The organism is Salinicola sp. RZ23, from assembly GCF_003206675.1.
In the GTDB taxonomy this organism is placed as follows: Bacteria; Pseudomonadota; Gammaproteobacteria; order Pseudomonadales; family Halomonadaceae; genus Salinicola; species Salinicola endophyticus.
This window is the reverse complement of sequence record NZ_PZJK01000014.1, coordinates 117,958-130,304: the sequence shown is the minus strand read 5'-3', so window position 1 is coordinate 130,304 and position 12,347 is coordinate 117,958. Positions and strand designations below refer to the sequence as shown.

The window sequence follows — 12,347 nt, the reverse complement described above, 5'->3', positions numbered from 1 at the left end:
GGCAAAGGTCGAAGATCGGTCAAAGCTCAAGGTGCGCTCAAAGATCGAAAGGCGTCTGGCCGTCGGCGTTCACCTCGGCGTCGTCAACGTCAGCGTCACTCACCTCAGCGGCGATCTCTCTCAGGCACGCCTGCAGCTGTTCGGCCCCGGCGCTCAGCGGCAGCGATAGATTGGTGCACAGGCCGAGCGCCCCGCCATGGGCCTCCAGCGCCACCTGCAGACGCACCAGCACGCCGGCGGCGAGGTCCTCGCGCACCGCGTCCAGTGGCGCCACCCACACCGCGTCGGTGGCCAGCACGTAGCGCCGGCTGAGCGACAGCGAGAGCGTCTCCAGCGCGATCGGCGGGCACCAGCCGCCCTGCTCGACCCAGAAGCGCTCGACCTGCTCGCGCAGTGTGGTGGCCTCGGGTGGAATCACCCAGGCGGCCTCGGCCAGCGCCGCGGCATCGATATCGACCTCCGCCGCCACCAGCGCATGACCGGCGCGCGCGACCAGGACCAGCGGCTCGTGGTAGAGCGGCTCGAAATGCAGCCCGCGAATCTCGCGTGCCTCACTCATCCGCCCCACCACCATCTCCAGCTCGCCGAGCCCCAGCCGCGAGAGCAGGTAGGCGCTAGAGCCGGTGGTCACCTGCACCCGCACCCCGGGCAGCGTCTGGGCAAGCCGCACCAGCGCCCGGGGCAGCAGCCCCTGCTCGACGCTGGAGAGCGCGCCGAGACGCACCACCGCCTGGGCGCTGGTCTGGTGCACCGCGCGGAAGCCGGCATCCAGGCTGCGCAGCGCCGGGCCGGCATGGCGCAGCAGCATCGAGCCCGCCGCGGTCAGCGTGACCCCCGAGGGGCTGCGGGCGAAGAGCGCCGCACCGACAATCTCCTCGAGCTCGCGGATGGTCTTCGACATCGCCGGCTGGGTGATCGAGAGGGTCTGCGCCGCCCGCGCCATGCTGTTGAGCCGAGCCACCTCCTGGAACGCCATCAGGTGGCGCAGCTTGACCCGGGCATTGAGCATCACGGCACTCCTGAAGCGGGATTCACGCGGGCCGCGGCGGGCCCGGATGGCGATCAGCCACGATGAGAGCCCAGCCGCGTGGGGGCGTCAACCGCCCCAGCCGTGCTGCTTGGCCAGGCCGAAGGCGTGGTTGGCGGCCGGCACCCCGGCATAGACCGCCACGTGCATCAGTACCTGGCGCAGCTCGGCTTCGCTCAGGCCGATCCGCTTGGCGGTCTTGAGATGCAGCACCAGCTCCTCGCGCCCCAGCGCGGCGAGAATCGCGGTGGTGATCATGCTGCGCTCGCGATGGTCGAGATCGGGATCGCTCCACAGCTCCCCCCAGGCCAGCCGGGTGATCATCTGCTGGAACGGCCGGTCCAGCGAGGTCGCCTGCTGCGCGGCACGGGCGACGTGGTCCGCGCCGAGCACCGCCTGACGGGTCTCCATGCCGGTGGCGAGATCGACGCCCTGCGCCTTGGATGCGGCCGGTGACAGCCGTGTCAGCAGCAACTCCACCAGGCGTGCCGGTGCCTCCAGCGAGGGCACGTGGCCCACGCCCTCGAAAATCGTCGGGGCCTCGGCACCACACTCCTCGGCCAGCGCGGCGAGGGTCGCCGGTGGCGTGGCGCCGTCTTCGCTACCGCCGACCAGCGTGAGCGGCACCGCTTGCGTCGCCTCACCGGCGTTGGCGCCCAGACGCCCGACGAAGCTGTGGCGGCCGAGCATCTCGCACATCAGCGCGTAGGACTCGGCCTCGTTGCGCGACATCGCCACCCGCCAGCCGGCGGCCAGGGAGGGGTCGACCTCGACGCTCGCCGGCGCGAACCAGCGCGGCACGATCTCCGCGCTCATCGCAGCCAGCCCCTCGCTGCGTACCCGGTCGGCGCGGGTCTGCCACATCTCGGCACTGCCGATCACCGCGCCGGTGTTGGTCAGGGTCGCCGAGTAGAGCCGCTCGGGATGCGCGCTCAGCAGCTGCTGGCCGATCACGCCGCCGATCGAGGTGCCGGCGAAATGGAAACGCTCGGCCCCGGCGAGATCGGCCAGGGCCAGGGCCTCGGCGGCCAGCGCCGCCGGGGTGATCTCGCCCCGCGCTGCGGGCCAGCCGGCGCTGGCGCCGTGTCCCGGCAGATCCCAGGTGAGCACGCGGAAGCGTCGAGTCAGCGGGGTGATGACGCTGTCCCACACCGCCTGGCTCATCCCCAGCGGGTGGGCCAGCAGCAGCAGCGGCTGGGTGTCGCCACCGAGCAGACGATAGGCGACGGTGCGGTCATCGAGCGTGACGAAAGGCATGACGAGGCTCCTTGGTTCGAGTGCGCGCAGGCAGTTGGCGTAAAGAACATAGGCGCTGTATGAAAAGTCGACGAGCGTGGGCAAGACAAGGCGAAAATAGGCGAAAGAGCGGAGTTTACGCAGTGTAAATGAGCATGTGACTCGCTCCGCTCGCCCTTCGGGCCGTCCTACGGACCTTCTGAACGTTGTTCAGTGAGCCGATTTTTAACGCCGTATTGCCGAGCGCAGTCCTTTTCAGACAGTGCCTAGGCGAAAGCCGCCAGGGCGACGAAAGTCCCCGCAATGGCAACGCCCGAGATCACCAGCCAGATCAACAGATAGCCCATGATGTCGCGGGCCGAGAGTCCGGCCACCCCGAGCAGCGGCAGCGCCCAGAACGGCTGAATCTGGTTGGTCCAGCCGTCGCCCCAGGTGAACGCCATGATGGTGCGCGCGGGGTCGGCGCCGAGGGCGTAGGCCGCCTTCATCATGATCGGCCCCTGGATCGCCCACTGGCCACCCCCGGAGGGGATGAAGAAGTTGACCGCCCCGGCGGAGAGGAAGGTCCACAGCGGGAAGGTCTCCCGCGAGGCCACCGAGATGATCGCCTGGGAGAACTGGGTGACCAGATCGGCGTGGGTCATCATGCCGGCGATCCCGGCGTAGAGCGGGAACTGCACGATGATCCCGCGGGCGGCGCCCACCGCCTTCTCCACCGCGCCCAGGTAGGCCGCCGCACTGCGGTGCAGCAGCAGCCCCAGGGTGAAGAAGATCAGGATGACCGTATTGAGATTGATGCTGAAGTCACCCTTGACCACCTCACCGAGCAGATAGACCGCGGCGAGCAGACCCAGGAACAGCGTCGGCAGCCGGCTGTGTTCGAGCCAGTCGGAGAAACTGCCGTCGCCGCGCTGGGCCGGCGCCTCCTCGGCGGGGTCCGCCGCCTCCAGGCGCACGATATGCTCCGGCTGCTTCTGCAGCATGAAGAAGCCCACCAGCAGGGCCAGCAGCGCCAGCGTCAGGGCGATGTTCCAGCTGGCGTAGAGGGTTTCGGAGACCGGCACGATGCCGATCGCATCCTCCATGAAGTGGCCCGGCGTGGCGATCACCAACGGGATCGAGGTCGAGGGCCCGCGTACCAGTTCGCCACCATAGGCGGCGGCCACGATCAGCGGGAAGTGCACCGCCACCCGGCGCCCCATCTCGCGGGCCAGGATCGCCCCGGCGACCATGCCGAAGCCCCAGTTGAGGTAGTAGCAGACGAAGCTGACCACGATGGTGATCGCCAGCGCCTGGCGCGGCGTCGAGGCCTGCCGGGTGAGCGCGCCGAGCAGGCGCTGCATCACCGGCGTCAGCGCCAGCACGTAGCCGGTCAGCAGCACCAGCACCATCTGCATGCCGAACTTGAACAGCGAGGAGAAGCCCTCGCCCCAGTACTGCGCCATGTCGAGCGGCGTACGCTCACCGAGCACGATGCCGAGCACGAAGACGATGGCGGTGAGAATCACCGCCAGCACGAAGGCGCTGGGCAGATAGCGCTGCACCAGACGCACGGAAAACTGCGTCACCGCTTGCATCGAGGTTCCCTCTGTTATCGGGTTGTCGTTATGGGTAGTTGCTGGCGGGCGTCACACCCGCTCGATCACCGTGGCGATGCCCTGCCCCACGCCGATGCACATGGTGCACAGCGCGAAGCGCTGGCGGCTGCGCGCCAGCTCGTAGGCCGCCGAACTGATGATGCGCGCCCCCGACATGCCCAGCGGATGGCCCAGCGCAATGGCGCCGCCGTTGGGGTTGAGCCGCGGGTCGTCGTCGGCCACGCCGAGCTCGCGGGCACACGCCAGCACCTGGGCCGCGAAGGCTTCGTTGAGTTCGAGCACATCCATCCGATCGAGGCTCAGGCCGAGTCGCGCGAGCAGCTTGCGCGTCGCCGGCACCGGGCCGATGCCCATGATGCGCGGCTCGACCCCGGCGGTGGCCATGCCGTGAATGCGCGCGATGGGTTCGAGCCCGAAGCGAGTGAGCGCCGCTTCGCTCGCCACCAGCATCGCCGCCGCGCCGTCATTGACCCCGGAGGCGTTGCCGGCGGTGACGCTACCGTTCTCGCGGAACGGCGTCGGCAACTTGGCCAGCGCCTCCAGCGTGGTCTCGGGGCGAGGATGCTCGTCGCGGTCGAAGATCAGCGGCGCCTGCTTGCGCCGCGGAATCTCGATCGGCACGATCCCCTCGCCCAGCCGGCCGGCCACCTGCGCCGCCTCGGTCAGCTGCTGCGAGCGGTAGGCGTAGCGGTCCTGGTCCTCGCGCGAAATACGGAACTGCTCGGCCACGTTCTCGGCGGTCTCGGGCATCGAGTCGACCCCGTAGCGCTTCTCCATCAGAGGATTGACGAAGCGCCAGCCGATGGTGGTGTCCTCCATCTGCTGATTGCGCGCATAGGGGGAGCCGGCCTTGCCGATCACATAGGGCGCACGCGACATCGACTCGACGCCGCCGGTGAGGATCAGCTCGGCCTCGCCGGCACGGATCGCCCGCGCCGCGGTGCCGATGGCGTCCATGCTCGACCCGCACAGACGGTTGATGGTGGAACCCGGCACGCTGGTGGGCAGCCCCGCCAGCAGCGCCGCCATGCGCGCCACGCTGCGGTTGTCCTCACCGGCCTGGTTGGCACAGCCGAGGATGACGTCATCGATCGCCGCCGGATCGAGCTGCGGATGCTGCGCCAGCACCGCCTCGAACAGCCGCGCCGCCAGATCGTCGGGGCGCACGCTCGCCAGGGCGCCACCGAAGCGGCCCACCGCGGAGCGCAGCGGGCGACACAGAAACACTTCGTTCATGCCTGCGCTCCCGTCTCGTTGCCGGCGTGGTGGCGTGCGGTGCGAGCCTTGAGTTCGCGCAGCACGTTGAGCTCCTCGGCACCGGGCTCGGGGGTGGTCTCGAGCCGCTCGGCGAATCGGATCTCCCAACCGGTGGCCTCCTGCACCTGCTCGGCGGTCACGCCAGGGTGCAGCGAGACCACCACCAGCTCCTTGGTCTCGGGATCGGGCTTCATCACGCACAGATCGGTGATCACCCGGGTCGGGCCGCGGCCGATATTGGGCACGCCGTCACGCGCGCGGCCGTCGCGTCCGAAGCCGACCGTGGTGACGAAGTCCACCGCCTCGACGAAGGTGCGCCGGGAGTGCTTGACGGTGATGAACACTTCACCCGCATTGGTGGCGATCTCAGGGGCTCCGCCGCCACCCGGCAGCCGCACCTTGGGCTCGCGGTAGTCACCGATCAGAGTGGTATTGAGATTGCAGTAGCGGTCGATCTGCGCGGTCCCCAGGAAGCCGACGTCGACATGCCCGCCCTGCAGCCAGTAGCGGAACATCTCCGGCACCGAGACGGTGGTCAGTGCGGTCTCGCACAGCTCGCCATCGCCGATCGACAGCGGCAGCACATTGGGCTTGGTCTGCAGGGTGCCGGACTCGTAGATCAGCACCACCTCCGGGGCATGGGTCAGGCGCGCCAGGTTGGCCGCCTCGGAGGGCAGGCCGATACCGACGAAACAGGTGGTGCCGTTGGCCAGCGCCCGGGCGGCGGTGACGGTCATCATTTCCGCAGCGGTGTAGTCGAGGCTCATCAGGCAGCTCCTCCAGCGTGGTAGACATGTTCCTCGAGCCAGGCGGCGAAGTCCTCGCGGTCGCGGGCGATCTCATCCCAGGCCTTGTAGAAAGCGTTGTCCCGCGGGTAGTAACCATGGGCGTAGGAGGGGTAGGCGCCCTGCTCGGCCACGGCGATGGCATCGATCGCCCAGCCAGGAATGACGCAGGCGTTGGGCCCCGCCTGCAGCTCGTCGACCACCTCCTCGACGGTGACGATGCTGTGGCGCGCCGCCAGCACCACCTCCTTCTGCACGCCGATGATCCCCTCCACCAGCACGTTGCCGGCGCGGTCCGCCTTCTGCGCGTGGACGATACCCACGTCAGGGCGCACCGCCGGCACCGCGGCCAGGCGCTCACCAGTGAACGGGCACTCGATGAACTTGATCTGCGAATTGACCTTGGGCAGGTCGCTGCCCACGTAGCCGCGCAGCACCGCCAGCGGCAGACCGGCGGCGCCGGCCTCGAAGGCGCAGGCCATGGCGGCGTGGCTGTGCTCGAAGATCTCCAGCGGCTGCGGATACCCCTTCTCCACCGCGTCGCGCAGGCGGTGCAGCGAGCCCACGCCGGGGTTGCCGCCCCAGGAGAAGATCAGGCGACGGGCACAGCCGGCGCCGATCATCTGGTCGAAGATCAGATCCGGGGTCATGCGGATCAGGGTCAGCTCGCGCCGCCCCTGGCGGATGATCTCGTGCCCTGCGGCAAACGGAATGAGATGGGTGAACCCTTCCATGGCGAGGGTTGCCCCATCCTCGACGTAACGCGCCACGGCGTCGTGGAGCGAGAGGAATTCGGCCATCGTGCGCGACTCCCTGTTAGGTGATGGGCTGTCAGGTGACGGGAAACCAGCGACCGCCAGCGCGGCCCTTGGTGGGTATCGATATCCCCAGTGACACTGGCAAATGTTCGCATTGCGAACATCGGTTTGTGATACGAACACGCTATCCCCACCGTGACCCACGGTCAATCGCACAACGCGAAGAGGCCTCCATGGAGGCCTCGCCGAGATCGTTGCCGACTCGCTGAAGTGCGTCGACAATATCTTGCAGAACAGCAAGTTAGGAGGAATCGAGGCGCATCAGCACGCGCGTGACCTGGGCCTCGCTACTACCAATGTATAAGTCGATCGTCAGCGCGGTACGCAACGCAGCGGCATCGAGCGTCGCGTCCTCCACCGCCGCCGCCACCTCGGGCTGGGCCAGCACCACCTCGGCGTAATCACGCTGCTCGCGGCGCGCCGTCTCGCCGGCCTCGCGGGCGATCCGCTGGGCCGTCGCGCTGGGCAGCGCTTCCCCCAGCAGACGCGCCGCCGGCTCCGCCAGCACCGCCCCGCCGCTCAGGCGCAGGTTGCGCGCCATCGCCTCGACGTGGACCTCCAGCCCCGCCAGCAGCGGCGCCAGCGAACCCAGTGCCCCCTCCACCAGCAGCACCCCATCCAGCAGCGGCGCCCACTCCGCATGCCACTCGCCGAGACCGCGCTCCAGCGGCTGGGCCCCGGCGTTGACCACGGTGGCATGGGCCGCGTGTACCTGACGCGCGGCGGCGCGGATGCGCGCGCAGGCGACCGGATTGCGCTTGTGAGGCATCGATGACGAGCCGCCCACCCCCTCGGCGGCGGGCTCACTGAGTTCGGCCACCTCGCTCTGGCACAGCAGGGCGATATCCAGCGCCACCTTCTCCGCCGCCACCGCGACGGCATCGAGGGCCCCCATCAGCGCCAGCAGCGGCTGGCGGTCGGTGTGCCACGGCAGCAGCGGCGCCGCCAGCCCGAGCCGCGCAGCGAGCCCGGCCATGATCTCGAGCCCCTGGTCGTCGAGCCCCGAGTGCACCCCCACCGCACCGCCGAACTGCACATAGAGCCCGCCCTCGGCCACCGCTGCCAGGCGCGCGTCGGCGCTCTCGAGCCCCCAGGCCCACTGCGCCACCTTGGCACCGAAAGTGATCGGCAGCGCCTGCTGCATCAGCGTGCGCCCGATCATCGGTGTCCCCCGGTGACGCCGCATCAGCGCACAGGCGGCACGCCGGCTGCACGCCAGATGCTCGCGCAGCGCCGCCAGTCGCGGGCGCAGCAGCAGCATCAGTGCCGAGTCGACGATATCCTGGCTGGTGGCGCCGCGATGGAAGTGCCGCCGCAGCGACTCCGGCAGTCGCGCCTTGGCCTGTTTGACGAAGGGGATGGCGGCATTGCCGCCGTTCTCGACCTCGGCGGCCAGCGCCGTCAGATCGAACGCCGCTAGCGGCAGTGCCGCAGTGAGCGCGTCCGCCGTTCCCGCCGGCAGCAGCCCGCACGCCTCCTGCTCCGCGGCCAGCGCCAGCTCCACCTCGCGCATCGCCGCGACGACCTCACTGGCCTCGAGGGCGGCGAGGCCGGCGGCACTCATGAAGGGGTGGCGGAACAGGGTGTCGTACATGGAGGGATCTCCCGGCGCGCATCGCGTGGCGAACGAATGTTCGTGATACGCACCCATGCTAGGTCGGCGCGCGTCGACAGGGCAAGCGCGGCACGGTCATGCCCAGCGGCGCGGGCAGTACCGACATGGCCCCGGATCGGCGGCGATCACGGCGTATCCGGTTTCGCCATCGCGTCGGTCGCCAGCCTCCGGATGAACCGGGCCGCGTGCTCGATGGCCGGTTCGGCGCGCACGATACCGAGATGGCCGACCCCGTCCAGCACCTCCACGGCACCGCCGAAATGGTCGGCGACGGCCGGCCCATAGGCGTCCGGGTGCATGCTCTCGTCCTCCGCGCCCACCAGCAGCAGCGCTGGTACCTCGATGGCCGCCAGATCCTGGCGCCAGTCGCGCGGTTCCATCGCCTGCTGCAGGCGGTAGGAGTAAGCGGGGGTCGAGTACTCGTCACGACGCGACTCGGGGATATTGAAGCGCACGACGTTGCAGCCGGCGGCGGAATCGAGCCCGAACCGACTGACGATCTCGATCAGCACGATTCGCCCGACGTTCGCCTGGGCCCAGCCACCGGCGCCGGCGCGCGAAGTCGGCGCCTTGTGGCCGAGGTATGGCGCCAGCAGGACATAGCCGTCGACGAGACCGGCGAAACGCCCGCCGGCCATTCGCACCGCCAGCCCCCCACCGGAGGAGTGACCGATCAGCACGACCCGGTCGACCGGCCATTGCCCGCGCAGGTGCTCGATCAGGTCGGCCAGGTCGCGCTGCGGCTGTTCGACATCGTCGACATCGCCGCGGCGGGCGGGCCTGCGCCCGTGCCCGCGGATGTCGGGCGTCACCACATGCGCGACGCCCTGCTCGGCCAGCGTACGGGCCATCGGTTCCAGGTACCGGCTGTCGGCGCCGGAGCCGTGCAGCACGATGGCGAGCGTACGGGCGTCACCGTCGGGATACGCACGATAGTCGAGTTCGTTGCCGTCGCGAGCGGTGAAGTGTACGAGCGGCGCCGGCTCCAGGGCGTCCGTCACCCCGGCGTAGTCGAGCCCGCCCGCGGTGGTACGCGCCGGCCAGCACCAGAGCCAGGCAACCGCGGCCGCGAGCGAGACGACAACACCACAGAGGATGATGGTGGGCGTATGCATATGCTCTCCCGTGCGCCATGGGCGCCGATATCGTTATGGCGCCAGTCGACCATCGCGTCGCACGAGGATCTGTCGACGAGCCCGCCGAGATACGATACCCCATCGAGCAGATCCCGACGGGGCGTGGGGGCAGACCGTCGCCGCCGTCACCCGCCGGCGCCGCCCAGCAGTTGCTGGTGATAGTGGCGATAGAGGGCCGGCGTCTGGGCGTCGACCTCGGCCGCCCGAGCCGGTTGGCCCCAGAATAGCTTGAAGGCGTCGACGCCCTGGAACACGAACAGGCTGACCCCGCTGATCACCGCGGCGCCGGCGGCCTCGGCCAGGGCGATGAACTCGGTGCGCGCGGGCACGTAGACGGCATCGAAGATCCACTGGTCAGCGCGGATCAGCGACCCGGGCAGGGGGCAGCCAGGACTCTTCTCATGACCGATCGGGGTGCAGTTGACCAGCCCGTCGCACTCGCCGGCCAGCGCAGTGAGGGCCTCGGGCGCCACCGCCCGCGCGGCGAACCCGGCCGCCGCGAGCTGGTCCGCCAGGGATTCGGCCTTGGCACGGTCGAGGTCCAGCAGCAGGATCTCCTCGGCGCCGAGCTGGCCCAGTCCGAAGGCCACCGCCTTGCCCACCCCGCCGCTGCCGAGCATCAGCACCCGGCCCGGCGCGCGCTCGCCCAGCGTGGCGCGGTAACCGGCCAGGAAGCCGGTGAAGTCGGTGTTCTCCGCGTGCACCCCGTCGGCACCGAAGATCAGGGTGTTGGCGGCCCCCACCAGCCGCGCGCCCTCACCGGCGCTGTCGGCCAGCGCCAGCGCCTGCTCTTTGTAGGGGTAGGTGACATTGACCCCGCGAAAGCCCTGGGACCGCAGCGCATCCACCTGCGCCGGCACCGAAGGGGGTGGTGCGATCAGCGCATCGAACAGCGTGTAGCTTACCGACACGCCGATCAGCCGGCCGAGACGCCGGTGCAGATCGGGCGCGCTGGAGTGTTGGATCGCCTGGCCGATCAAGCCCAACTGCATGTGAGAGCCCCTATTGCGAAGAGATGATAGACAAAGGGTTATGATAACCCGGCCACCAAGAGGCCGCGGCTTTCAGGCATAATCGGCACCCGGTGGGTGGGCGCCCCGGCGCTGGCCGGCCATCAAGGCGTGCTCGCCCCCCGAGCACCGCCACTCGCAGAACGAACAACAGTACGCTGACACACCCGAGACAATATCCAAAAGGCTTCTCCCATGCTCAAGCACACCCTCACGGCGCTGGCGCTGGCCACTGGACTGACGGCGACCTCGCTGGCCGCGGCGGACTACCCCGAGCACAACATCCAGGGCATCATCCAGTGGGGCGCCGGCGGCGCCACGGACAACGTGGCACGCAGCCTGACCCCGCACGTGGAGGAGGCGCTGGGCACCAAGATCATCCTCAACAACCGTCCCGGCGGCACCGGCGTGATCGGCATGAACGCGGTCATGCACAAACGCCCCGACGGCTACACCGTGCTCTACGGCGCCGAGAACCCGCAGCTCTATCCGATCATGGGCCTGGCCGATTTCACCTACGCCGACATGCAGCCGATCAACGTCATCGCCCAGGGCCTGGTGGTGATCGCCGCTCCCGCCGACAGCCCGTTCGACAGTTTCCAGGACCTGCTCGACTACGCCCATCAGCACCCCGACGAGCTGCGCATGGGCGACACCGGTGCCGGTGGCCTGCCCAGCACCCTGCTGGCGATGATCAACTCGGTCGATAGTCTCAAGGTGCGCAGCGTCACCTTCGGCGGCGACGGCCCCGGCATCACCGCCATGCTCGGCGACCATATCGACTTCATGCCGCTGAGCCTGGCCGCGGCCAAGGAGCAGATCAAGGCCGGCCGGCTCAAGGGTCTGGCGGTGTTCACCCGCGAGCCGGTCGATGGCCTGCCGAACACCCCGCCGATCACCCAGGCGCTGCCCGACATTGCCGCCTACCTGCCGTGGGGCCCGTTCTGGGCCGTGGCGGTGCGCAAGGATACCCCGGAGGCGATCGTCGACACCCTCAGCGACGCCTACGCCAAGGGCGTGGCCAACGAGCAGTTCCAGCGCTTTCTGTCCGACAACAGCGCCAAGTCGCTCAACCTGCAGGGCGCGGAGGCCGAGCAGTTCCTGAAGCGCTGGCAATCGGTGACCGCCTGGGCCCTGGAAAAAGCCGGCTCGGCCAAGGTCTCGCCGGAAAGCGTGGGGATCCCCAAGCCCTGAGGCATGCGGGCCCGAACGTGCCTGATCCTGACGACGTCTGATCCTGAAAGCGCCCGGGCCTGAAAACGCCCTTGCCTGAAAACGATAGACGCGCGCCGCCCCGCCGCACATGAGCGCGGAGCGGCGCGCCATTCCGCCCACCCTCGACGGCGCCGAACGCCGCCGACCTGGAGTGTCGCATGTCACACCCCCCGCCACTGAAGGCCGGCGAGCGCGCCTTCAATCTGCTGCTGCTGCTGTTCAGCGTCGGCGTGTTCTACGAGGCCTATCGCATCTCCGGCTTCGATCTGCCCAACTCGGCGGGCGCCTTTCCGCTGCTGCTGGGGGCGATCATGATCGTCACCATGGTCTCGATCCTGCTAGGCCAGCGCCACCATCCCCGCCCCGCGGCCGGCGGTGTCCTCGGCGAGTGGCGCCAGTTCCTCGCCACCCACTTCCCGCTACCGGTGGTGCTCTTCTCGCTGCTCGCCGTGGGCTATCTGCTGGCCCTGCCGGCACTCGGTTTCATCGCTGCCACGGCACTGTTCCTGCTCGTGGCCCAGCTCTGTCTGCGGCGCGGCCACTGGCTCAGCGCCGTGCTCGTCACCGTGCTGATCACCGCGGTGATCTATGCGCTGTTCACACTGCTGTTCCAGGTCTATCTCCCCTGAACCGCCAGCGTTTCGCCAACG

Annotated in this window: 11 protein-coding genes; 2 read left to right on the top strand and 9 right to left on the bottom strand. The window is 69.3% G+C overall.

Annotated elements, in window-relative coordinates; all coding sequences use genetic code 11:
• Positions 1-37: 37 nt before the first annotated feature.
• The 9 genes from DOM67_RS14535 to DOM67_RS14495 form a co-directional block, all read right to left on the bottom strand.
• Positions 38-1,009, bottom strand: a complete 972-nt coding sequence (locus tag DOM67_RS14535; protein ID WP_110677174.1) for a LysR substrate-binding domain-containing protein — start codon at positions 1,007-1,009, stop codon at positions 38-40.
• Between the two features lie 87 nt (positions 1,010-1,096).
• On the bottom strand, positions 1,097-2,284 hold the full coding sequence (locus DOM67_RS14530; RefSeq protein WP_110677172.1) for an alpha/beta fold hydrolase: 1,188 nt from the start codon (positions 2,282-2,284) through the stop codon (positions 1,097-1,099).
• Positions 2,285-2,529: 245 nt separating this feature from the next.
• Positions 2,530-3,840 carry a TIGR00366 family protein gene (locus tag DOM67_RS14525; protein ID WP_110677170.1) on the bottom strand — a complete coding sequence of 437 codons (1,311 nt, stop codon included), beginning with the start codon at positions 3,838-3,840 and terminating at the stop codon, positions 2,530-2,532.
• A gap of 51 nt (positions 3,841-3,891) precedes the next feature.
• Positions 3,892-5,097: a 3-oxoadipyl-CoA thiolase gene (gene pcaF, locus DOM67_RS14520; protein ID WP_110677168.1), complete on the bottom strand. Its 1,206-nt coding sequence runs from the start codon at positions 5,095-5,097 to the stop codon at positions 3,892-3,894.
• Positions 5,094-5,885: a CoA-transferase subunit beta gene (locus DOM67_RS14515; RefSeq protein ID WP_106418641.1), complete on the bottom strand. Its 792-nt coding sequence runs from the start codon at positions 5,883-5,885 to the stop codon at positions 5,094-5,096. Before DOM67_RS14515 ends, pcaF begins: the two co-directional genes overlap by 4 nt.
• The gene (locus DOM67_RS14510) at positions 5,885-6,703 is read right to left on the bottom strand and encodes a CoA transferase subunit A (protein WP_110677166.1); all 819 of its coding nucleotides are present in this window, start codon (positions 6,701-6,703) and stop codon (positions 5,885-5,887) included. The genes DOM67_RS14515 and DOM67_RS14510 overlap by 1 nt, the downstream gene beginning before the upstream one ends.
• Before the next feature lie 259 nt (positions 6,704-6,962).
• Positions 6,963-8,315 carry a lyase family protein gene (locus DOM67_RS20235; protein WP_110677165.1) on the bottom strand — a complete coding sequence of 451 codons (1,353 nt, stop codon included), beginning with the start codon at positions 8,313-8,315 and terminating at the stop codon, positions 6,963-6,965.
• A 146-nt stretch (positions 8,316-8,461) separates the two neighbouring features.
• Positions 8,462-9,451: an alpha/beta hydrolase gene (locus DOM67_RS14500; protein WP_110677163.1), complete on the bottom strand. Its 990-nt coding sequence runs from the start codon at positions 9,449-9,451 to the stop codon at positions 8,462-8,464.
• 146 nt (positions 9,452-9,597) lie between these two features.
• A complete protein-coding gene (locus tag DOM67_RS14495) occupies positions 9,598-10,464 on the bottom strand; it encodes a shikimate dehydrogenase (protein ID WP_110677161.1) in 867 nt (288 codons plus the stop codon).
• Between the two features lie 213 nt (positions 10,465-10,677).
• Here DOM67_RS14495 and DOM67_RS14490 point away from each other — a divergent pair, with 213 nt between their 5' ends.
• Positions 10,678-11,676 (top strand): tripartite tricarboxylate transporter substrate binding protein, encoded by a 999-nt coding sequence (locus DOM67_RS14490; protein WP_110677159.1) that lies wholly within the window; start codon positions 10,678-10,680, stop codon positions 11,674-11,676.
• 179 nt (positions 11,677-11,855) lie between these two features.
• Entirely contained in the window at positions 11,856-12,326 is a 471-nt protein-coding gene (locus DOM67_RS14485; RefSeq protein WP_110677157.1) for a tripartite tricarboxylate transporter TctB family protein, read from the top strand.
• Positions 12,327-12,347: the final 21 nt, after the last annotated feature.